Raw genomic sequence first — 21,965 nt, 5'->3', positions numbered from 1 at the left:
GGGGCGGGCGCGCCGCGCGTCAGCTGTCGAAGCCGAGTCCCAGCCGGTCCATCGCCTTGAGCCAGAGGTTGCGGCGACCGCCCTTGGCGTCCGCGCGGGCCAGCGACCACTTCGTCAGGGTGATCCCGGTCCAGGCGAACGGCTCGGGCGGGAACGGCATCGGCTTGGAGCGCACCATCTCCAGCCGGGTGCGCTCGGTGGGGACGCCGTCCAGCAGGTCGAGCATCACGTCCGCGCCGAAGCGGGTGGCGCCCACGCCCAGCCCGGTGTAGCCGGCCGCGTAGGCGACCTTGCCGGAGTGCGCGGTGCCGAAGAAGGCGGAGAACCGCGAGCAGGTGTCGATGGCGCCGCCCCAGGCGTGGCTGAATTTCACCCCTTCGAGCTGGGGGAAGGCCGTGAAGAAGTGCTCCGCGAGCTTGAGGTAGGTCTCGGGGCGGTGGTCGTACTCGGAGTCGAGCTTGCCCCGGTAGGGGTAGATCGCGTCGTAGCCGCCCCACAGGATCCGGTGGTCCGGGGTGATCCGGAAGTAGTGGAACTGGTTGGCGCTGTCCCCCAGGCCCTGCCGGTTCCGCCAGCCGATGGCGTCGAGCTGCTCCGGCGTCAGGGGCTCGGTCATCAGCGCGTAGTCGTACACCGGGACCGTGAACGGCCGGATCCGCTTGACCAGCGACGGGAAGATGTTGGTGCCGAGCGCGACCCGGCGCGCGAGGATCACCCCGTACGGGGTGCGTACGGTCATCGCGGCGCCGGCCGGGGCCAGCTTCAGGCCGGGGGTGTTCTCGTAGATCCGTACGCCCAGGTCCAGGCAGGCCCGCTTCAGGCCCCAGGCCAACTTCGCCGGGTTGAGCATGGCGACGCCCTCGCGGTCCCAGAGGCCGGCGAGGAAGGTCGGCGAGTCGACCTCGGCCCGCAGGGCGTCGCCTTCCAGCCAGGTGGAGCCGTCGCCGAAACCGAGGCGGCGGGCCTCCTCGTGCAGCTCGCGCAGTTCCTCGACCTGGTGCGGTTCGGTCGCCACGTCGATCTCGCCGGTGCGCTCGAAGTCGCAGTCGATGCCGTAGCGGGCGACGGCCTCCTCGATGGCGTCGAGGTTGCGGGCGCCCATCTCCTCCAGCGTGGCGAGGTCCTCGGGCCAGCGGGCCAGCCCGTTGGCGAAGCCGTGCGTGAGGGAGGCGGCGCAGAAGCCCCCGTTGCGCCCGGAGGCGGCCCAGCCCGCCTCCTTGCTCTCGATCAGGACGACGTCCCGGCCCGGGTCGCGCTCCTTGGCGAGCAGCGCGGTCCACAGGCCGCTGTAGCCGCCGCCGATGACGAGCAGGTCGCAGCGCTCGTCGGTGGTGAGGGCGGGCTGCGGGGCGGGCTTGCCGGGGTCGTCGAGCCAGTACGGGACGGGCTTCGCTTCGGAAAGAGAATTCGCGACACTACGCATGGCGACTGGGGCCATGTCTTCCAACTCCCTACAGGGGTCTACTTCGGTTGCGCCTTCTTGCGGCGGTTGCCGACCATCTGGCCGGCGAGGACCACCAGCACCGCGATGACGAACATCGCCGTGCCGATGACGTTGATCTGCACGGGCGTACCGCGCTGGGCCGATCCCCAGACGAACATGGGGAAGGTGACGGTGTTGCCCGAGTTGAAGTTGGTGATGATGAAGTCGTCGAAGGAGAGCGCGAAGGAGAGCAGCGCTCCCGCCGCGATGCCGGGCGCCGCGATGGGCAGCGTCACCCGCAGGAACGTCTGCACCGGGCCCGCGTAGAGGTCGCGTGCGGCTTCCTCCAGGCGCGGGTCCATGGACAGCACGCGCGCCTTGACCGCGGCGACGACGAAGCTCAGGCAGAACATGACGTGGGCGATCAGGATGGTCCAGAAGCCCAGCCGGATGCCCATGTTGAGGAAGAGCGCGAGCAGCGAGGCCGCCATCACGATCTCCGGCATGGCCATCGGCAGGAAGATCAGCGAGTTGACCGCGCCGCGCGCCCGGAACCGGTAGCGCACGAGCGCGAAGGCTATGGCGGTGCCGAGGACGGTCGCGGCGATGGTGGCCCACAGGGCGATCTGGAGGGACAGCGACAGCGAGCCGCACAGGTCGGCGACCCCGCAGGGGTCCTTCCAGGCGTCGAGCGAGAACTCCTGCCAGGAGTAGTTGAACCGGCCGGTGGGGTTGTTGAAGGAGAACAGCGTGACGACGAGGTTCGGCAGGATCAGGTAGGAGAGCGTGCACAGTCCCGCGATGACGACGAGATGACGGCGCAGCCAGGCCAGGGGCTTGTTCATCAGACCAGGTCCTCCGTTCCCGCTCGGCGGATGTAGACGGTGACCATGATCAGCACGATGGCCATGAGGATGAAGGACAGCGCGGCCGCTGTGGGGTAGTCGAGGATCCGCAGGTACTGCGACTGGATGACGTTGCCGATCATCCGGGTGTCCGTGGAGCCGAGCAGTTCGGCGTTCACGTAGTCGCCGCTGGCCGGGATGAAGGTCAGCAGGGTGCCGGAGACGACGCCGGGCATCGACAGCGGGAAGGTCACCTTGCGGAACACCGTGGACGGGCGGGCGTACAGGTCGCCGGCCGCCTCGTGGAGGCGGGTGTCGATGCGCTCCAGCGAGGTGTAGAGCGGCAGGATCATGAACGGCAGGAAGTTGTACGTCAGACCGCAGACCACCGCGAGCGGGGTGGCGAGGACCCGGTCCCCCTCGGTCATGCCGAGCCAGCTGGTGACGTCGAGGAAGCCGACGCCGTTGAGGGCGGCGACCACCGGGCCGCCGTCGGCCAGGATCGTCTTCCAGGCCAGGGTGCGGATCAGGAAGCTGGTGAAGAACGGGGCGATGACCAGGACCAGCAGGAGCCCGCGCCAGCGGCCGGCCTTGAAGGCGATCAGGTAGGCCAGCGGGTACCCGAGCAGCAGGCACAGCACGGTCGCGGTGCCCGCGTAGAGCAGGGAGCGCAGGAACTGCGGGTAGTACTCGGTGAAGGCGTCCCAGTAGGTGCTGAAGTGCCAGGTGACCTTGAAGCCCTCTTCGAGGGAGCCGGTCTGCACCGAGGTGGAGGCCTGGTAGACCATCGGCAGCACGAAGAAGACGAGCAGCCACAGGATGCCGGGGAGCAGCAACCAGTACGGGACCAGTCGCTTGCGCAGCGCGGGCTTGTGCGCGGGCGGTTCCGGCGCGGCCGGAGCGGGCGCCCGGTGCGGCGCGGTCGTGGCGCTCACGCGCTCTCCTCGACGGTCTCGACGGTCTCGACGGTCTCGACGCCCGCGTCGCCCGTCGTCCCGGCGAGCATGGACTGAGCGGCGTCCAGGCCGAAGGTGTGTTCCGGGTTCCAGTGCAGGACGACCTCGGCGCCGGGGACCAGGCGGGCGTCGCGTTCGATGTTCTGCGCGTACACCTCCAGCTCCGGGCAGACGGGGCTGTCGATGACGTACTGGGTGGAGACGCCGATGAAGGAGGAGTGCGCGATGCGGCCGGCGACGGTGTTGCGGCCCGCGGCGATGGTGTGCGCCTCGTCCGCGTGGACCAGGGAGATCTTCTCCGGGCGTACGCCGACCAGGAGCTTTCCGCCCGCGCGGGGCGTGGTCGAACATCGTGCGGCGGGCACCTTGAGGCGGGAGCCGGCCGAGCCGACGGTGACGTCCGCGGCGCCCGCCTCCAGCACGTCCGCCTCGATGAGGTTGGAGGTGCCGAGGAAGTTGGCGACGAAGGTGGTCCGCGGGTTCTCGTAGAGCTCGGCGGGGGCGCCCAACTGCTCGACGCGGCCGCCGTTCATCACGGCGACCGTGTCGGCCATGGTCATGGCCTCCTCCTGGTCGTGCGTGACGTGGACGAAGGTGATGCCGACCTCGGTCTGGATGCGCTTGAGCTCCAACTGCATCTGGCGGCGCAGCTTGAGGTCCAGTGCGCCGAGCGGCTCGTCGAGCAGCAGGACCTGGGGGTGGTTGATGAGGGCCCGGCCGACGGCGACGCGCTGCTGCTGGCCGCCGGACAGCTGGTGAGGCTTGCGCTGGGCGAACTGGCCGAGCTGGACCAGCTCCAGCATGTCGTCGACCTGCTTCTTGACGGACTTCACGCCCCGGCGGCGCAGCCCGAACGCGACGTTCTCGAAGATGTTGAGGTGCGGGAACAGCGCGTAGCTCTGGAAGACGGTGTTCACCGGGCGCTTGTACGGCGGCAGGTGCGTGACCTCGCGTTCGCCGAGGCTGACCGTGCCGGTGGAGGGTTCCTCCAGGCCGGCGATCATGCGCAGGGTGGTGGTCTTCCCGCAGCCCGAGGCGCCGAGCAGGGCGAAGAAGGAGCCCTGGGGGATGGTGAGGTCCAGCGGGTGCACCGCGGTGAAGGATCCGTAGTGCTTGCTGATACCGGCGAGGCGGACGTCCCCGCTCGCGGACTTGTCAGTCATGGGCCTGGGCCTTCGGTGGTTTCGTCGGAAGGGGCGGGAGGCACGGGTGCGCAAGGGGGTGCACCGTGCGGGAGGCGGATCCGTCAGGCGCCGATGAGCTTGGCGAACTTCTCCTCGTACGCGGTCTCTTCCTCGCTCGTCAGGGAACGGAAGGCGTGGGCCTTGGCGGCCATCGCCTTGTCCGGGACGATCAGCGGGTTGTCCGCGAGCGCGGGGTCGATCGCGGCGAGTTCTTCCTTGACTCCGTCGACCGGACAGACGTAGCTGATGAAGGCGGCCAGCTGGGCGGCGATCGGCGGCTCGTAGTAGAAGTCGATGAGCTTCTCGGCGTTGGCCTTGTGCCGGGCCTTGGCGGGGACCAGCAGGTTGTCGCTTGAGGTGATGTAACCGGGGGCGGGGATGGCGTACTTGATGTCCGGGTTGCCGGCCTGGAGCTGGATCACGTCGCCCGCCCAGGCGAGGCAGGCGGCGAGGTCGCCCTTGTCGAGGTCGGCCGTGTAGTCGTTGCCGGTGAAGCGGCGTATCTGCTGGGTGTCAACGCCCTTCTGGAGCCGGCCGATCGCCCCGTCGAAGTCGGCGTCGGTGAACTTCGCCGGGTCCTTGCCCTGGTCGAGGAGGGTCATCCCGACGCTGTCGCGCATCTCGGTGAGGAAGCCGACGCGGCCCTTGAGGGTGGGGTCGTCCAGCATCTGCGTGACGGAGTCGACCGTCCTGCCGCCGGTGGCCTTCGAGTTGTAGGCGATGACGGTGTCGATGCCGGTCCAGGGGTAGCTGTAGGAGCGGCCCGGGTCCCAGTCGGGGCTGCGGAACTGCGGGATCAGGTTGGCGTAGGCGTGGGGCAGGTTCGCGGGGTCGAGCTTCTGCGCCCAGCCGAGCCGGATGACGCGGGCGGCGAGCCAGTCGGTGACGACGATCAGGTCGCGGCCGGTGTCCTGGCCGGCGGCCAGCTGCGGGCGGACCTTGCCGAAGAACTCGACGTTGTCGTTGATGTCCTCGGTGTACTTGACCTTGATTCCGGTGCGCTTGGTGAACTCCTCCAGCGTCGGACGGCTCTTCTCGTCGTCGCTGGTGTCCATGTACTCGGTCCAGTTGGAGAAGGTGAGCTCCTTCTCCCGCGCCGAGTGGTCGTCGGAGGCCGCCGCGGTGTCGCCCTCCCGCTTGGCGGGCGGGATCCCGCAGGCGGTGAGGGCGGACAGGCCCGCGAGGGTGAGCGCGCCGACTCCGGACGCGCGCAGCAGGGAACGGCGGGTGAGGGCGCCGCGCCCGCTGGTCAGACTGCGTCGCATCGCGGCGAGTTGCGCCGCCGAGAGACGGTCGGGCTCGTACTGCTCCATGCGCGTTGCCCTTTCGGGATGGGTGTGCCGCGGGTCAGGCGGTACTCGGCTATCGGTCCCCGAAGATCGTGCGGTGCCAGTCCTTCGCGGCGACCGCGGTGTTGTCGTACATCACGTGCTTGACCTGCGTGTACTCCTCGAAGGAGTACGAGCTCATGTCCTTGCCGAAGCCGCTCGCCTTGTAGCCTCCGTGCGGCATCTCGCTGATGATCGGAATGTGGTCGTTGACCCAGACGCAGCCCGCCTTCATCTCGCGGGTGGCTCGGTTCGCCCGGTACAGGTCGCGGGTCCAGGCGGACGCGGCGAGCCCGTAGGGGGTGTCGTTGGCCAGGTCCAGGCCCTCGTCGTCGGTGTCGAAGGGCAGCACGACCAGGACCGGGCCGAAGATCTCGGACTGGACGACCTCGCTGTCCTGCGCGGCGCCCGTGATCAGCGTCGGCCGGTAGTACGCGCCGTCGGCGAGTTCGCCCGTCGGGATCTCACCGCCGGTGACGACGGTGGCGTAGGCGCGGGCCCGCTCCACGAAGGCGGCGACCCGGTCGCGCTGGGCGTGCGAGACGAGCGGGCCGAGGTCGGTGCCCGGCGCGAAGGGGTCGCCCGGGCGGACGGTCTCCATCAGCTCGGCGACCCGGGCGACGAAGGCGTCGTGCAGCGGACGCTGGACGTAGGCGCGGGTGGCGGCCGTGCAGTCCTGGCCGGTGTTGATCAGCGAGGCGGCGACCGCGCCGTGCGCGGCGGCCTCCAGGTCGGCGTCGTCGAAGACGAGGAAGGGCGCCTTGCCGCCGAGCTCCAGGTGGAGCCGTTTGACGGTGGCGGTGGCGATCTCCGCGACCCGCTTGCCGACGGCGGTGGAGCCGGTGAAGGAGGTCATGACCACGTCGGGGTGGCCGACGAGGTGCTCGCCCGCGTCCCGGCCGGCCCCGGTGACGATGTTGATCACACCGTCGGGCAGTCCCGCCTCCTTCGCCGCCTGGGCGAACATCAGGGAGGTCAGCGGGGTCAGCTCGGCGGGCTTCAGGACGATGGTGTTGCCCGCGGCGATGGCCGGGAGGATCTTCCAGGCGGCCATCTGGAGCGGATAGTTCCAGGGGGCGATCGAGCCCACGACGCCGATGGGCTCGCGGCGCACGTACGAGGTGTGGTCGCCCGAGTACTCGGCGGCCGCCTGGCCCTGGAGGTGGCGGGCGGCGCCCGCGAAGAAGGCGGTGTTGTCGATGGTCCCCGGTACGTCGAACTCCGTGGACAGTTTGAGCGGCTTGCCGCACTGGAGGGACTCCGCGTGGGCGAAGTCGTCCGCCTGCTCGGCCAGTACGGCGGCCAGCCGGTGCAGGGCGTCCGACCGCTCGCCCGGGGTGGCGCCCGACCACACGGGGAAGGCGCGCTTGGCGGCGGCGACGGCCGCGTCGACGTCCGCCGTACCGGCGAGTTCGTAGGTGAGGACGTCGTCCCCGGTGGCGGGGTCGACGATGGTGTGCGAGCGGCCCGAGGTACCGGACCTGAGCTGCCCGTCGATGTACTGCGCGCCGTCCGCGAAGCGGTCCTTGACCTGGAAGCGGTTACCCATCACGCTCTCACGCTCTCCGTAGCTACAGCTCGAACCGTAGCTACAGCTCGAATTGAGTGCCGATCCTGGCAGAGGTGTTCCCCTCCGCCAAGGGATTCCGTTGTTGCCTTTTGATTACGCGACGGAATCGGTCGACCATGTGTCGAGGCACACCCGAAATCCCGTACGAAGTGTCAGTGGTGACTGCCAGACTCGCGTGCATGGAGATGGTCGACAAGTTGATCGAGCAGGTCAGGCGCGGTGAGAAGGTCAAGTACCTGCCGTTCTGGGGGCACCGGGCACGACCCGACGGGCAGCTGGGGCCGAGCTGCCTGAGCCAGTGGTGGCCGTCCCCCTTCACTGTGGGTGACGTCCGGTACGCCACGGCCGAACACTGGATGATGGCCGGCAAGGCGCGGCTGTTCGAGGACCCGGCGGCGGAGCGGGCCGCGCTGGAGGCCGAGAGCCCCGCGCAGGCGAAGGCGGCCGGGCGGCTGGTGCGCGGATTCGACGACGCCACATGGGTGCGGGAACGGTTCGCGCTGGTCGTCGAGGGCAGCGTCCACAAGTTCGCCTCGGACCAGGCCCTGCGCTCCTACCTGCTGGGCACCGGCACGCGGGTGCTGGTCGAGGCGAGCCCGATGGACCGGATCTGGGGCGTCGGACTCGCCGCCGACGACGAGCGGGCGCTGGACCCGGCCCGCTGGCGCGGGCTGAACCTGCTGGGCTTCGCCCTGATGGAAGCCCGGGAACGGTTGCGCGCGGGCGCCGCGTGAGCGGGCCGGCGCGACAGCGGGTGGCTGCCGTGATCATCCGGGACGGGTGCGTCCTGATGGTCCGCGAGCGCGGCAGGGGGCCGTCCGGCCTGCACGACGGGCCGGAGTACTGGACCCTGCCCGGCGGCGGCGTGGAGCCCGGCGAGGACCTGGAGGCGGCCGTGCGGCGGGAGGTCGCCGAGGAGACCGGCCTGCGCGCCCTGGAGGTGCGACGGGCGTACGAGGCGCCCTACCCCTCGGGGTGGACCGTCTGCTTCCGGGTCACGCCGGCGCCCGGGGAACCCCGGCTCGGGGTGGACCCGGACCTGGACTGCCCCTGCCCCCGGATGGTCGGGCTCGGCTGGGTACCGCTGGCGCGGAGCGCGCCGGACGGGCCCTGGATGGTGGCGACCCTGCTGTCGGCCGTCCCGGACTGAACCGGGACCGTCCCTCGCGTCCGCGCACGGGGTCGGCCGGTGCACGGGATCGGCCGACGCACGGGGTCGGCCGACGCACGGGATCGGCCGACGCACGGGGTCGGCCGACGCACGGGGTCGGCCGACGCACGGGGTCGGCCGACGCACCCGCTCAGACCCGCTCGCGGACCTGCGAGACCGAGGACGGCTCGCCGTCGTCGTACCGTCCCGAATCCCTGTCGCCGGTGTCGAGGAAGACCACCACGGTCATGACGATGCCCAGCACGATGCCGACGGAGCCGAGGATGACGCCGGCCATGGCCATGCCGCCACCGCCGGCCTGACCGCGGTTCGCCCTGCCCCAGCCCAGCGCGCCGAAGACGACCGCGGCGATGCCCAGGGCGATCGAGCCCACCATGGTCACGCACAGCACCACGGACAGGATGCCGAGCACCAGCGCGGTCACGGCCATGCCGTTGCTCGCCGGCGGCGCCTGGGGCGGGTACGCGTACGCCGGCGGCCCCGGGTACCCGTACCCGCCGGGCGCGGGCGCCGAGTACGAGGGGTACCCGTACCCCGGGCCACCGGGATCGGGCTGCGCCGGGTACCCGTAGGCCGGCGTCCCCCCGGGACCCGGGGCGGCGGGCATCGGGGTCGTCGGGGACCCGTACGGCGCGGGCGGGGCGTACCCGGAGGGGCCGGGCCCGCCGGGTATCCCGGTCATCGTCACCTGCTCGTGCACCGGTGGCGCCGGCGGGCCGGCCGGACTCGCCGGCGCGTTGCCGGGGTACGGCGCCGGCTGCTCGGGCGGCGCCCACGGGTCCCTCGGTTCCGGGCTCTGGTCGGTCATGCGGCGCCCCCCTTTTCGTACAGCCATGCTAGGCGCTGCCGCCGACACCCCCGGGCGCTGCCTACGATGAAGCGGACCTGACCGCACCCGCGTCCTTACGGAGGCATCCATGCCCGACCTGCACCCCTTCATCGCCGGGCTGCCCAAGGCCGAACTGCACGTCCACCACGTCGGCTCGGCCTCCCCGCGCATCGTGGCCGAACTCGCCTCCCGCCACCCCGACTCGAAGGTCCCCACCGACCCCGAGGCGCTCGCGGACTACTTCACCTTCACCGACTTCGCCCACTTCATCGAGGTCTACCTGTCGGTCGTCGACCTGGTCCGTACCCCTGAGGACGTACGGCTGCTGACGTACGAGGTGGCGCGTGACATGGCCCGGCAGAACATCCGCTACGCCGAGCTGACCATCACCCCGTACTCCTCCACCCGCCGCGGCATCGAGGAGAAGGCCTTCATGGAGGCCATCGAGGACGCCCGCAAGGCGGCCGAGACCGAGCTCGGCGTCGTGCTGCGCTGGTGCTTCGACATCCCCGGCGAGGCCGGACTGGAGGCGGCCGCCGAGACCACCCGGCTCGCCGTCGACCTGCGCCCCGAGGGCCTGGTCTCCTTCGGGCTGGGCGGCCCCGAGATCGGCGTCCCGCGCCCGCAGTTCAAGCCGTACTTCGACCGGGCCCGCGCCGCCGGACTGCACAGCGTGCCGCACGCCGGCGAGACCACCGGACCGCAGACCGTCTGGGACGCCATCCACGAGCTGGGCGCCGAGCGCGTCGGCCACGGCACCACCTCCGCCCAGGACCCGGAGCTGCTGGCCTACCTCGCCGAGCACCGCATCGCGCTGGAGGTCTGCCCGACCTCCAACATCGCCACCCGCGCCGTCACCGACCTCGACGCGCACCCGGTGAAGGAGATGGTGGCCGCGGGCGTCCTCGTCACCATCAACAGCGACGACCCGCCGATGTTCGGATCCGACCTCAACAACGAGTACGCCGTGGCCGCCCGCCTGCTGGACCTCGACGAGGCGGGACTCGCCCAACTCGCGAAGAACGCCGTCGAGGCCTCCTTCCTGGACCCGGCCGGCAAGGCGGAGCTGAGCGCCGAGATCGACACGTACACCGCCGCTTGGCTCGCGCGCTGACCCAACTGCTCGCACCTGCCCCGACAATGGGGGCATGAGCACCCTCACCGCCGTCGGGCACCGCGGCGACCCCTACCGATTCCGTGAGAACACCCTCGCCTCCGTCCGCTCCGCCTTCGCCCTGGGGGCGGACGCGGTGGAGGTCGACGTCCGGCTCACCCGCGACGGGGTACCGGTCCTGCTCCACGACGAGACCCTGCAGCGGCTGTGGGGCCACGACGTACGGCTCGACGACGTCACGGCCCCGCAGCTCAAGGAGCTGACGGAGGGCCGGGTCCCGACCCTGCGGGACGCCCTGATGGCGGCCGGGGCCGGCCGGTTGATGCTCGACCTGCCCGGCGCCTCGACGGAGGCCGTGCGCGCGGTCGTCGGCCTGGTGCGCGAGTGCGGGGCGGGCGAGCGCACGTACTACTGCGCGGGGCCCGGCACCATGTTGGCGGTGCGCGCCGCCGACCCGGGGGCGGAGATCGCGTTGACCTGGACGACGCTGTCGCCGCCGCGCCGGGTGCTGATCGACGCGGTGGGGCCGCGCTGGCTCAACTACCGGTTCGGGCTGGTCGACCGGGAGCTGACGGAGGCCCTGCACCGCGACGGGTTGCTCGTCTCGGCGTGGACCCCGGACACCAAGCGGTCGATGCGGGCGCTCGTGGCGGCCGGCGTGGACTCGATCACCACGAACCGGCTGGACGCGCTGGCGGTCGTGCGCGCCGGCCTCGGCCGCTGACACCCGGGTGATACGCGGGCTGACGGAGCGGGTTCGGCGCGCCGATCCCCGGTGGCAGGACCTGGGGCTGACGCTGCTGGTGCAGCTGGTCTCCAGCATGCCGTTCGTGCTGCCGGACCAGCCGGGCGGATCGCCGAAGAGCTGGGCGGCGTACGCGTTCACGACGGCCGGCCTGCTGCCGCTGATCTGGCGGCGGCGGGCTCCGGTGACGGTCCTGGCGGTCATCTCCGCCGTCGGTTTCGGCTACAACCTGGGGATGGACGGGCCGGGGCAACCGCTGCCCTACGGTCCGCTGGTCGCCTTCTACACCGTGGCCGTGTGCTGCCCGCGGCGGACCAGGCTGGCGGTGTCCGCGGCCGTCGTGGTGGCGGCCTGCCTCGCCGTGCACTGGAACACCGGGACGGCCCGCGAGTTGGTCTTCACCCTGTTCGTGGGCGGCTCCGCGTACGCGCTGGGCCGATCGCGGCACACCCGGCAGGCCTACACGGCCGCCGTCGAGGACCGGGCGGAGCAGTTGGAGCGGGCGAACCGGATCGAGGCGGAGCAGGCCGCGGCCCGCGAACGGGCGCGTATCGCACGGGAGATGCACGACATCCTCTCGCACGCGGTCAGCATCATGATCGTGCAGGCCGAGGCGGGTCCGGTGGCGGTACGCCGCGCTCCGGCCCGCGCCGAGGCGGCCTTCGAGGCGATCGCGGAGACGGGCCGGGACGCGATGGCGCAGCTGCGCACCATGTTGGGCGTGCTGCGCACGGACGAGTCGGCCCCGCGCGCGCCGCAGCCGGGGATCGGGGCGTTGCCCGCCCTGCTGGACCGGGTGCGGGCGAGCGGGCCGAGGGTGTCGTACGAGCGGACGGGCACGGTCCGCGACCTGCCCGCGGCGCTGGAGGCGACGGTGCACCGGGTGGTGCAGGAGGCGTTGACCAACGTGGTCAAGCACGCCGGGGCGGCTTCGGTGGACGTACGACTGGAGTACGGGCCGACGGAGCTGACGGTGACCGTCGCGGACGACGGTCGGGGCCCGGGCGGGGCGACGCCGGGCTCGGGGTCGCCCGGTTCGGGGTCGTCCGGCGGGCACGGGTTGATCGGCATCCGCGAACGGGCGGCGGCGCACGGTGGAACGGCCTGGTCGGGGCCGGGGCCGGGCGGCACCGGGTTCGTGGTGCGGGTGGCTCTTGTAACGTCGCCGCTGGAGGTGGGGACGTGACGATCCGTGTGGTGGTGGCCGACGACCAGGAGCTGGTCCGCAGCGGCTTCGCGATGATCCTGGACGTCCAGGAGGACATCGAGGTCGTGGCGGAGGTCGGGGACGGGGCGGCGGCCGTGGAGGCGGTGGCGCGACTGGCCCCGGACGTGGCCCTGCTGGACATCAGGATGCCGGTGCTGGACGGGATCGAGGCCTGCCGCAGCATCACGGCGAGCAGCACGTGCCGGACGGTGATGCTGACGACTTTCGACTCGGACGAGTACGTGTACGAGGCGCTGCACGCGGGCGCGAGCGGGTTCCTGCTGAAGGACGTCCGACGGGACGACCTGGTGCACGCGGTACGGGTGGTGTCGGCGGGCGAGTCGCTGCTGGCGCCTTCGGTGGCGCGGCGGTTGATCGAGGAGTACACGGCGGCGACCGCCCGGCCGTCGGCCGTCCGGGAGCTTTCCGCACGGCGGCTGGAGGCGCTGACGGCCCGGGAGCGGGAGACCTTGCTGCATCTGGGGCGGGGGTTGTCGAACGCGGAGATCGCGGTGGCGCTGGTGGTGAGCGAGCACACCGTGAAGTCGCACGTGGGGAACGTGCTGGCGAAGCTGGGGCTGCGCGACCGGATCCAGGCGGTGATCTGTGCGTACGAGACGGGGCTGATAGCGGCGGGGGCCGGGACGGTGGCCTCCGGGGCGGGCGGGTTCGGGGCGTTGGGTTCTCCCTCTCGGGAGTGAGGGGGCGGGGTGTCGACTCCCCCGCGTCGGGGAGTTGTCGTACCGCTGAAGACCCCTCTCACCGGTGATTCGCCACCACCCCTGTGCGCAGCAACATGGTGGTCATCGGGGCAGCGAGCCCCGTTGACCGCACCACGGGGGGAACCACCATGAACGCAACGACCCGCACCACGTTGATCGCCGCCGCCCTGCTCATGGGGATCGCGTCCGGCCCGGCGGTCGCGCACGCCGCCGCGCCGGCATCGACGTCCTCGACCGCGTCGGCGGCCACCACCGCGCCGCCCACGTTCTCCACCCCGCCCGACGCGGCGGCGCTGGAGCAGGCCATCGCGGGCCTCGGGGCGCGGCACGAGGGGGCGACGGCCGCACTGGTCCGGGTGGGCGGCGCGAGCGGCGACTGGCGGGGCAGCTCCGGCGTCGCGGACATCCGTACGGAGCGCCCGGTGATCGCCGAGGGCCGCTTCCGGGCCGGGTCGGTGACGAAGACCTTCACTTCGGCGGTGGTGCTCCAGCTGGCCGCCGAGGGCCGACTGCGCCTGGACGGAACGGTGCAGGAGTACCTGCCGGGCCTGCTGCCGGCATCGTTCAAGCCGGTCACCGTGCGGCAGTTGCTGAACTACACGAGCGGGATCCGCTCCGCCGACGGCCCGGGCGACACCTTCGAGGAGGCGTACGCCCACCGGTTCGACGTGGAGGATCCGCGCGCCCTCATCGCCAACGCCGTGGCCAAGGGCCCGGAGTTCGACCCGGGAACCAGGCAGCACTACCTGAACATCGACTACACGATCCTGGGCGTACTGATCGAGAGGGCGACCGGCACGTCCTACGAGAAGGCCGTGACCACCCGGATCCTCAAGCCCCTGGGCCTGCGGGACACTTCGCTGCCGAGTCGGACCGGGACCCGCATACCGGGTGCGCACAACCGGGGCTACCAGGCGGTGCCGCTGCCCGACGGCGGCCGGAGGTTGGTCGACGTCTCCGTGTGGGGCTCGTCCCGGGAGTGGGCCGCCGGGGACCTGATATCGACCACGGCGGACCTGGAGCTCTTCACGAAGGCCCTGTTCGGCGGCCGCCTGGTGCCGAGGGCTCAGCTGGAGGAGATGTTCACGGTGCCCGCCGTGCCGGACTTCGAGACCGGGCAGCCCGCGGAACTGACGGCCGGCATGAAGCGGTTCGCCCTGCCGGGCGGCAAGGAGGCGTGGGGCAAGACGGGCGGTCGGCACGGCTACAACACGTTGATCGGCGGGACCCGCGATCTGTCGCGCACCCTCGTCTACTCGGTGAACTCCACCGACGCCAAGGGCCGGAACATGAACAAGGTCGCCGAGGCCATCGTGTACGCGGCATTCACCAAGTAGTCGGTCGGGGGCCGGGGTTACGGCTGGGGTTGCGCCCGCGGCGTCGATGCCTGCACCGTCGCCGACGGGGTGTCGGTGGCCCGGCGTCCGGTGGACGGGGGTGCGGTGCGCGGGGTTGCGGTGGGTGGGACTCCGGCCGGCAGGGCTTCCAGGCGCTTGATCATGCGGCGCAGGATCAGCAGCGGTATCACCCCGAAGACGCCGAACGACATGTCGATGACCGACCACCAGAAGGGGATGCCCCGGACGGGGGCGGAGATCAGGGCCAGCGGGATGATGCCGGCGCAGGCCACCATGCCGGCCTCGACGATCCAGATGTTGCGCACGGGGTCGCGGTGGACCCCGTAAAAGAAGACGGCGATCACCAAGTGGGCGAAGGCCAGCCAGTCGGTGCCGTAGAGGAGGAAGGGGTACTCGGCATCGGCCCGGATGAGGCCGTCACCGACGCGCTGGAGCCATTCGTTGGAGACCAGGGCATTGGCCCACCGGAGCTCGGTGACGAGCGGGAAGGCGGTGACCCCGCTCAGGACGAGGCAGACGAGGAACAGGGCAAGCCAGGCACGGATCCGCCGCTCAAGGGCGCTTCTCTCGCTCATGGAAGCCACCCTACTCCCGGAATTGAACATGTTCAGCCAATTTCATGAACGTGTTCAATTCAGGGTGGGGCGCGGATCATGGGCGCGGCGGGACTCTTGGCAGGGCGGCCCGGTCGGGCTCACAGGCCGACGATGGAGTTCCAGCGCCGGGCGAGGTTCCGGCGTTCGGCCGAGGAGATGTCCCGGGCCACGACCAGGCGTTCGCGCATGTCCTCATCGGGGAAGATCAGCGGGTTCTCGGCGAGTTCGGCGGTCTCCTTGTCCGGGGAGCCGGCGAGCACCTCGCGGGCGGCGGGCACGGGGCAGACGTAGTTGACGGCGGCCGCCAGCTCCGCTGCCACCTCGGGGTCGTAGTAGTGGTCGACGAGAGCCTCGGCGTTGGCCTTGTGCCGGGCGAGGTTGGGGATGAGCAGGCTCTCCGCCCAGAGCTCCGCGCCCTCCTCGGGGACGACGAACTCGATGTCGGGGTTGTCGGCCCGGAGCTGGATGGCGTCGCCGGAGTAGGCCTGGCAGGCCAGGACGTCCCCCTTGGACAGGTCGGAGGTGTAGTCGTTGCCGGTGAACCGTCGGATGTGCTTCTTGCGCACCAACTCCTCGACCTGGTCGCACATCCGGTGGAAGTCCGATTCGGTCCACCGCGTGATGTCGACGCCGTTGCCCTGCATCAGCAGCGCGAAGGACTCGTCGAGCCCGGAGAAGAGCGTCACCTTGCCCGCCAGGTCCGGCTTCCAGAGGTCCTTCACCGACTTGATCTCGCGACCCAACGCCTTGCGGTTGTAGGCGATGCCAGTGATGCCCGACTGCCAGGGGACGGTGTGCAGCCGGCCCTCGTCGAAGGCGGGGGAACTCAGCTGCGGGTCCAGGTACCGGGTGACGTTGGCCTGCGTCGAGCGGTCCATCGCCTGGGCCCACCCCAGGTGGACGAAGCGGGCGGCCATCCAGTCGCTGACGACGACGAGGTCGTGGCCGGTGGCCTGCCGGTTCATCAACGCCGGGCTGATCTTGCCGAAGAACTCGTCGTTGTCGTTGATCTCCTCGGTGTACCGGACCTCGATGCCGGTGCGCTCGGAGAAGGCGTCCAGCGTCGGGCGGCTCTCCTCGTCCTCCTCGCCGGTGTCGATGTAGAGGGGCCAGTTCGAGAAGGCGACGCTCCGGTCCCGGGCGGAGACGTCCTCGCCACGGCGTCGCTCCTGGGGGACGTAGGCGGCGGGCACACCGCAGCCGGTGAGCGCGGCCAGCAGGCCCGCGGCACCGAGGCCGCGCAGCGCCGCGCGGCGGGAGAAGGCGAGTTCAGGCATGCGCACAGCCTCGAACACGCCGAAGGGGCGGGCAATAGACAAGGTGTCTACTGCCCGCCCCTTCGGAGTCCTGCGGTGATCAGTGTGATCACCGCCCCGGACCGGCGTGCCGCGAGGCGTGCCGTGAAGCGTGCCGTGATCAGCCGTCGAGCGAGGTCATGACGTGCTTGATGCGGGTGTAGTCCTCGAAGCCGTAGGCGGAGAGGTCCTTGCCGTAGCCGGACTTCTTGAACCCGCCGTGCGGCATCTCGGCGACGAGCGGGATGTGGGTGTTGATCCACACGCAGCCGAAGTCGAGGTTCTTGGACATCCGCATCGCGCGGCCGTGGTCCTTGGTCCACACGGAGGAGGCGAGGGCGAACTCGACGCCGTTCGCGTAGTCCAGGGCCTGCGCCTCGTCGGTGAAGGACTGGACGGTGATGACGGGGCCGAAGACCTCGTTCTGGATGATCTCGTCGTCCTGCTTGAGGCCCGAGACCACGGTCGGGGCGTAGAAGTAGCCCTTGTCGCCGACGCGGTGACCGCCCGCCTCGACCTTCGCGTGGGCGGGGAGGCGCTCGATGAAGCCCGCGACCTGCTTGAGCTGGTTCGGGTTGTTCAGCGGGCCGTAGAGCACGTCTTCGTCGTCCGGCTGCCCGGTCTTCGTGTCGGACGCGGCCTTGGCGAGCGCGGCCACGAACTCGTCGTGGATCGACTCGTGCACGAGCACGCGGGTGGCGGCGGTGCAGTCCTGGCCGGCGTTGAAGTAGCCGGCGACCGCGATGTCCTCGACGGCCTTGGCGAGGTCGGCGTCCTGGAAGACCACGACCGGAGCCTTGCCGCCGAGCTCCAGGTGGACGCGCTTGACGTCCTTGGACGCGCTCTCGGCGACCTGCATGCCCGCGCGCACCGAGCCGGTGATGGAGGCCATCGCCGGGGTGGAGTGCTCGACCATGGCCTTGCCGGTCTCGCGGTCACCGCAGACGACGTTGAAGACGCCCTTGGGCAGCACCGAGTCGATGATCTCCGCCATCAGGACGGTGGAGGCCGGGGTGGTGTCCGAGGGCTTGAGCACCACGGTGTTGCCCGCGGCGATCGCCGGGGCGAACTTCCACACCGCCATCATCATCGGGTAGTTCCACGGCGCGACCTGCGCGCAGACGCCGACCGGCTCGCGGCGGACGATCGAGGTCATCCCGTCCATGTACTCGCCGGCGGAACGGCCTTCGAGCAGGCGGGCGGCGCCGGCGAAGAAGCGGATCTGGTCCACCATCGGCGGCAGCTCCTCGCTGGCCGTCAGGCCCAGCGGCTTGCCGGTGTTCTCCGACTCGGCGGCGACCAGCTCGTCCGCGCGCGCCTCGAAGGCGTCCGCGATCTTGAGCAGGGCCTTCTGCCGCTCGGACGGGGTCGTGTCGCGCCAGCCCGGGAAGGCGGCAGCGGCGGCGGCCATGGCCGCGTCCACATCGGCCTGGCCGGACAGGGGGGCCGTCGCGTACGCCTCGCCGGTGGCGGGATTGACCACCTCGGTGGTCCGCCCGTCGGCGGCGTCCTTGAACTCCCCGCCGATGTAGTTGCGCAGACGACGCAGTTCGGTGGTCACTACAGCCACTCTCCTGATCACATGTCCAATGATTGAGACGAATCCCCAGCCTAGCCCCTCGGGTGACGCTTTCGACAGAGCCAGACACACCGAACTACGAAATCCGCGTAATCGAAGACCTCGCACAACGGATTTCATCGCCTACGGGTTGCGGAACAGACGACTCCTCGTGCACAGTGAGGTCGTGGTCAGTCGAAGCGCAGATTCCAGGAACAGACAACCGTCCCCTTCGGTCGATGCTGTGTCCCTGGCGATCATCGAGCAACTGCAGGAGGACGGTCGCCGTCCCTATGCATCGATCGGCAAGGCCGTCGGCCTGTCCGAGGCGGCCGTACGCCAGCGCGTACAGAAGCTGCTCGACCAGGGAGTCATGCAGATCGTCGCCGTCACCGACCCGCTCACCGTGGGCCTGCGACGCCAGGCCATGGTCGGCATCAACGTCGAGGGAGACCTCGACCCGGTGGCCGACGCGCTGACCGACATGGCCGAGTGCGAGTACGTGGTGATGACCGCGGGGTCGTTCGACCTGATGGTGGAGATCGTCTGCGAGGACGACGACCACCTGCTCGAAACGATCAACAAGAAGATCCGCACGCTCCCCGGCGTGCGATCAACCGAAAGCTTCGTTTACCTGAAGCTGAAGAAGCAGACCTACATGTGGGGAACCAGATAACCGTGAGCCAGGACCTCTCCAAGACCGCGTACGACCACCTGTGGATGCACTTCACCCGCATGTCGTCCTACGAGAACTCGCCCGTCCCGACCATCGTCAAGGGCGAGGGCACCTACATCTGGGACGACAAGGGCAAGCGCTACTTGGACGGCCTCGCCGGCCTGTTCGTGGTCAACGCCGGTCACGGCCGCAAGGAACTGGCCGAGGTCGCCTACAAGCAGGCCCAGGAACTCGCGTTCTTCCCCATCTGGTCGTACGCGCACCCCAAGGCCGTCGAGCTCGCCGAGCGCCTCGCCCACTACGCCCCCGGTGACCTGAACAAGGTCTTCTTCACCACGGGTGGCGGCGAAGCCGTCGAGACCGCCTGGAAGCTCGCCAAGCAGTACTTCAAGCTCCAGGGCAAGCACACCAAGTACAAGGTCATCTCGCGTGCGGTCGCCTACCACGGCACCCCGCAGGGCGCCCTGTCCATCACCGGCCTGCCGGCCCTCAAGGCCCCCTTCGAGCCGCTGGTCCCCGGCGCGCACAAGGTGGTCAACACCAACATCTACCGCGCCCCGATCTTCGGCGACGACCCGGAGGCCTACGGCCGCTGGTGCGCCGACCAGATCGAGCAGGAGATCCTGTTCGAGGGCGCCGACACCGTCGCGGCCGTCTTCCTGGAGCCGGTGCAGAACGCCGGTGGCTGCTTCCCGCCGCCGCCCGGGTACTTCCAGCGCGTCCGCGAGATCTGCGACGAGTACGACGTGCTCCTCGTCTCCGACGAGACGATCTGCGCGTTCGGCCGCCTCGGCACGATGTTTGCCTGTGACAAGTTCGACTACGTGCCGGACATGATCACCTGCGCCAAGGGCATGACCTCGGGCTACTCCCCGATCGGTGCCTGCATCATCTCGGACCGCCTCGCGGAGCCCTTCTACAAGGGCGACAACACCTTCCTGCACGGCTACACCTTCGGCGGACACCCGGTGTCCTCCGCGGTGGCGCTCGCCAACCTCGACATCTTCGACAAGGAAGGCCTGAACCAGCACGTGCTGGACCAGGAGGGCAACTTCTTCAACACCCTGAAGAAGCTGCACGACCTTCCGATCGTCGGCGACGTCCGCGGCAACGGCTTCTTCTACGGCATCGAGCTCGTCAAGGACAAGGCCACCAAGGAGTCCTTCACGGACGAGGAGACGGAGCGCGTGCTCTACGGCTTCCTCTCCAAGGCGCTCTTCGAGAACGGCCTGTACTGCCGCGCCGACGACCGTGGGGACCCGGTCATCCAGCTGGCCCCGCCGCTGATCGCGGACCAGGGCACCTTCGACGAGATCGAAGGCATCCTGCGCTCGGTGCTCACCGAGGCGTGGACCAAGCTGTAGCAGCACCCGGCACGACCGTCCGGTCCGAGCACGACTGGTCCGAACACACGGCCCGGATCCTCCGTTCGAGTGAGAACGCGAGGGTCCGGGCCGTGTGCTGTCACCATCCAAGCGGTTCATCTCTTTACATCTCATTGCGGCGCCAGTGACTGAAAGGGCTCCGCTTCGTTCCCCCGGACGGAGGTGTACGCCATGGTGGCTCCACCGGACACTGCCCCGCCTGACAATGACGTCCTGTGGGCACGGTCCCTGAACTACTCCCACAGCGGTTCCCCCGGCCTGATCGGGGTCTCCGTGGAAGTCCGGCAGGGCGAGATCCTCGCCGTGACCGGACCCCGCGGCAGCGGGAAGACGACGCTGCTGCGCTGTCTGAGCGGACAGCTGGTCCCCGAACAGGGCGAGGTCTGGTTCAACAGCGTTCCCGTCCACACCATGGGAGCCCTGACCCGCGAGCGCCTGCGCCGCGACCGGTTCGCGTGGATCGGGCCCGAGCCGCAGCTGCTGCCCGAGCTCAAGGCGTGGGAGAACGTCGCCCTGCCCCTGCTGCTCGCCGGCGCACCGCACCGCGCCGCGAAGCACGCCGCCTGCGAATGGCTGGAGCGCCTGGACATCGGTGCCTTCGCCCGCAAGCGCCCCGGCGCACTGACCCGGGCCGAGTCCCAGCGGGTCGCCCTGGCCCGGGCCCTCGCCGCCGAGCCGACCGTGCTCTTCGCCGATGAGCCGACGGCTCCCCTGCACCGCGCCGAAAGGTCCCTGCTGCTGCGCACCCTCACCACGGCGGCCCGCTCGCACGGCATCACCGTGCTGCTGGCCACCCACGACGAGGAGACCGCCGCCGCGGCCGACCGCACCACGGCCCTGCTCGACGGCCGCCCGGCCTCCGCCGCGGCCACACCCCCTCAGGCGACGGAGGACCAGGCCGCGTGCTCGCTCTCCGCCTAGCCCGCGGTTCCCGGCCCCTCGTACAGATGCGGCGGCTGCTCGTCGCCGCCGCGTCGGCCGGCACCGGGTTCCTCTTCCTGTACGTCCTCGCGGGGGCGATGGACCGGCCCGCCGGATCGTTCCCCCGCCTGCTGTGGGCCCTGGTGCCGCTGGCCGCCACGGTGCAGTTCGCCGTGGCGGTGGCCCGGACCGACCCGGCGACCCGGCCCCGGCAGGGGCTGGACGCCGTCGGACTGGGACCCGTACGCCTCGGTCTCGCCGCGGCCGTCTCCACCGCCGTCGCCTGCACCCTGGGCAGCCTCCTGGCCCTGGCCGCGTTCCTGCACCTGAGGGGCGAGCTGACCGGGCTGCCCTTCGACGGGGCGGGCGCCCGGCTGCTGCACGCCGAGCAGCCGCTGCCCGTGGCGGCCGCGCTGACCCTGCTGGCCCTGATCCCGCTGACCGCCTCGGTCGCCACGGCCCTCTCCCTGCGCCACCGAGCCGCGCCCACCGGAGCCGCCCCGCTGACCGGGGTGCCGTGGGGCGTCGCGCTCACCGCGTGCGGACTGTCCGTCGAGGCCTACACCGGCCCGGACGGCGCCGCGATGCCGGCCGGCTGGGCCCTGATCGTCGCCGGGCTCGCCCTCGCCGGACCCGGACTGGCCTACACCTGCGGAACGCTCGTACAGGCCGCCCGCCCGGGCGCGCTGCGGCTGCTGGCCGGACGGGCCCTGCAGGAGGAGGCGCCCCGGCTGGGTCGACCCCTCGGGGTGCTGTGCGCGGTCGCCGTGGCCGTCCTGACGGCCCTGGCCCTGCGCGACGGCACCGGGCCGCTCCCCCCGCTGGGTCCCCTGACCTGGCCGGCCGCGACCCTGGTGGCGCTGTGCGCGGCCGCGACCCTTCTCACATCGGCGGTCGAGTCCAGGCAGTCCCGGTCGGCCGCCCGGGCCGCCCTCCTCGACCTCGGAACCCCCGGAACGGTGCTGCGTACGGCCGCCACGGTGCGGGCCGGCGCACTGCTCGCGGTGTGCCTTCCGCTCAGCTGGGGTGTGGCGCAACTGACGTCCCTGGCGTTGACGCGCTGACGGAAACGGCCCTTAGTG

Annotated in this window: 21 protein-coding genes; 11 read left to right on the top strand and 10 right to left on the bottom strand. The window is 70.8% G+C overall.

Annotated features, from left to right (window positions below; genetic code table 11):
• Window positions 1-19 precede the first annotated feature (19 nt).
• The 6 genes from AB0D46_RS05390 to AB0D46_RS05365 form a co-directional block, all read right to left on the bottom strand.
• Window positions 20-1,438: an FAD-binding oxidoreductase gene (locus tag AB0D46_RS05390; protein WP_362875934.1), complete on the bottom strand. Its 1,419-nt coding sequence runs from the start codon at window positions 1,436-1,438 to the stop codon at window positions 20-22.
• A 23-nt stretch (window positions 1,439-1,461) separates the two neighbouring features.
• Window positions 1,462-2,268, bottom strand: coding sequence for an ABC transporter permease (locus AB0D46_RS05385; RefSeq protein WP_362875933.1), 807 nt, complete (start codon window positions 2,266-2,268; stop codon window positions 1,462-1,464).
• Window positions 2,268-3,203 carry an ABC transporter permease gene (locus AB0D46_RS05380; RefSeq protein ID WP_362875932.1) on the bottom strand — a complete coding sequence of 312 codons (936 nt, stop codon included), beginning with the start codon at window positions 3,201-3,203 and terminating at the stop codon, window positions 2,268-2,270. The genes AB0D46_RS05385 and AB0D46_RS05380 overlap by 1 nt, the downstream gene beginning before the upstream one ends.
• Entirely contained in the window at window positions 3,200-4,387 is a 1,188-nt protein-coding gene (locus AB0D46_RS05375; RefSeq protein WP_362875931.1) for an ABC transporter ATP-binding protein, read from the bottom strand. The genes AB0D46_RS05380 and AB0D46_RS05375 overlap by 4 nt, the downstream gene beginning before the upstream one ends.
• Before the next feature lie 83 nt (window positions 4,388-4,470).
• Entirely contained in the window at window positions 4,471-5,721 is a 1,251-nt protein-coding gene (locus AB0D46_RS05370; protein WP_362875930.1) for a spermidine/putrescine ABC transporter substrate-binding protein, read from the bottom strand.
• 49 nt (window positions 5,722-5,770) lie between these two features.
• A complete protein-coding gene (locus tag AB0D46_RS05365) occupies window positions 5,771-7,285 on the bottom strand; it encodes a gamma-aminobutyraldehyde dehydrogenase (RefSeq protein WP_362875983.1) in 1,515 nt (504 codons plus the stop codon).
• A 200-nt stretch (window positions 7,286-7,485) separates the two neighbouring features.
• On the opposite strand from AB0D46_RS05365, the gene AB0D46_RS05360 reads away from it, so the two are divergent.
• Window positions 7,486-8,040, top strand: a complete 555-nt coding sequence (locus tag AB0D46_RS05360; RefSeq protein ID WP_362875929.1) for an NADAR family protein — start codon at window positions 7,486-7,488, stop codon at window positions 8,038-8,040.
• Complete coding sequence (locus tag AB0D46_RS05355; RefSeq protein WP_362875928.1) at window positions 8,037-8,456, top strand: NUDIX hydrolase; 420 nt, start codon at window positions 8,037-8,039, stop codon at window positions 8,454-8,456. Before AB0D46_RS05360 ends, AB0D46_RS05355 begins: the two co-directional genes overlap by 4 nt.
• A gap of 151 nt (window positions 8,457-8,607) precedes the next feature.
• Here the strand turns inward: AB0D46_RS05355 and AB0D46_RS05350 are convergent, their stop codons facing one another.
• Entirely contained in the window at window positions 8,608-9,285 is a 678-nt protein-coding gene (locus AB0D46_RS05350; protein WP_362875927.1) for a DUF4190 domain-containing protein, read from the bottom strand.
• 109 nt (window positions 9,286-9,394) lie between these two features.
• Between AB0D46_RS05350 and AB0D46_RS05345 the strand changes: the two genes are divergently transcribed.
• The 5 genes from AB0D46_RS05345 (at window position 9,395) to AB0D46_RS05325 (ending at window position 14,431) form a co-directional block, all read left to right on the top strand.
• Window positions 9,395-10,420, top strand: coding sequence for an adenosine deaminase (locus AB0D46_RS05345; RefSeq protein ID WP_362875926.1), 1,026 nt, complete (start codon window positions 9,395-9,397; stop codon window positions 10,418-10,420).
• Window positions 10,421-10,454: 34 nt separating this feature from the next.
• On the top strand, window positions 10,455-11,144 hold the full coding sequence (locus AB0D46_RS05340) for a glycerophosphodiester phosphodiesterase (protein ID WP_362875925.1): 690 nt from the start codon (window positions 10,455-10,457) through the stop codon (window positions 11,142-11,144).
• A 7-nt stretch (window positions 11,145-11,151) separates the two neighbouring features.
• Window positions 11,152-12,351: a histidine kinase gene (locus AB0D46_RS05335; protein ID WP_362875924.1), complete on the top strand. Its 1,200-nt coding sequence runs from the start codon at window positions 11,152-11,154 to the stop codon at window positions 12,349-12,351.
• Window positions 12,348-13,073 carry a response regulator transcription factor gene (locus AB0D46_RS05330; RefSeq protein WP_362875923.1) on the top strand — a complete coding sequence of 242 codons (726 nt, stop codon included), beginning with the start codon at window positions 12,348-12,350 and terminating at the stop codon, window positions 13,071-13,073. Before AB0D46_RS05335 ends, AB0D46_RS05330 begins: the two co-directional genes overlap by 4 nt.
• A 149-nt stretch (window positions 13,074-13,222) precedes the next feature.
• The gene (locus AB0D46_RS05325; RefSeq protein ID WP_362875922.1) at window positions 13,223-14,431 is read left to right on the top strand and encodes a serine hydrolase domain-containing protein; all 1,209 of its coding nucleotides are present in this window, start codon (window positions 13,223-13,225) and stop codon (window positions 14,429-14,431) included.
• Window positions 14,432-14,448: 17 nt separating this feature from the next.
• Here the strand turns inward: AB0D46_RS05325 and AB0D46_RS05320 are convergent, their stop codons facing one another.
• The 3 genes from AB0D46_RS05320 to AB0D46_RS05310 form a co-directional block, all read right to left on the bottom strand.
• On the bottom strand, window positions 14,449-15,027 hold the full coding sequence (locus AB0D46_RS05320; protein ID WP_362875921.1) for a hypothetical protein: 579 nt from the start codon (window positions 15,025-15,027) through the stop codon (window positions 14,449-14,451).
• 119 nt (window positions 15,028-15,146) lie between these two features.
• Window positions 15,147-16,325 carry a spermidine/putrescine ABC transporter substrate-binding protein gene (locus AB0D46_RS05315; protein WP_362875920.1) on the bottom strand — a complete coding sequence of 393 codons (1,179 nt, stop codon included), beginning with the start codon at window positions 16,323-16,325 and terminating at the stop codon, window positions 15,147-15,149.
• A gap of 139 nt (window positions 16,326-16,464) precedes the next feature.
• A complete protein-coding gene (locus AB0D46_RS05310) occupies window positions 16,465-17,904 on the bottom strand; it encodes a gamma-aminobutyraldehyde dehydrogenase (protein WP_362875982.1) in 1,440 nt (479 codons plus the stop codon).
• 169 nt (window positions 17,905-18,073) lie between these two features.
• Here AB0D46_RS05310 and AB0D46_RS05305 point away from each other — a divergent pair, with 169 nt between their 5' ends.
• From AB0D46_RS05305 to AB0D46_RS05290, 4 genes are all read left to right on the top strand, one after another.
• The gene (locus AB0D46_RS05305) at window positions 18,074-18,577 is read left to right on the top strand and encodes an Lrp/AsnC family transcriptional regulator (protein ID WP_281207348.1); all 504 of its coding nucleotides are present in this window, start codon (window positions 18,074-18,076) and stop codon (window positions 18,575-18,577) included.
• Window positions 18,562-19,941 (top strand): aspartate aminotransferase family protein, encoded by a 1,380-nt coding sequence (locus tag AB0D46_RS05300; protein ID WP_362875919.1) that lies wholly within the window; start codon window positions 18,562-18,564, stop codon window positions 19,939-19,941. Before AB0D46_RS05305 ends, AB0D46_RS05300 begins: the two co-directional genes overlap by 16 nt.
• A 192-nt stretch (window positions 19,942-20,133) precedes the next feature.
• Window positions 20,134-20,883, top strand: a complete 750-nt coding sequence (locus AB0D46_RS05295; RefSeq protein ID WP_362875918.1) for an ATP-binding cassette domain-containing protein — start codon at window positions 20,134-20,136, stop codon at window positions 20,881-20,883.
• A complete protein-coding gene (locus AB0D46_RS05290; protein WP_362875917.1) occupies window positions 20,865-21,947 on the top strand; it encodes a hypothetical protein in 1,083 nt (360 codons plus the stop codon). The genes AB0D46_RS05295 and AB0D46_RS05290 overlap by 19 nt, the downstream gene beginning before the upstream one ends.
• The last annotated feature ends 18 nt before the right edge of the window (window positions 21,948-21,965 follow it).

Source organism: Streptomyces sp. NPDC048383, from assembly GCF_040651775.1.
Lineage (GTDB): Bacteria > Actinomycetota > Actinomycetes > Streptomycetales > Streptomycetaceae > Streptomyces.
This window is presented reverse-complemented; position numbering and strand designations above follow the sequence as displayed.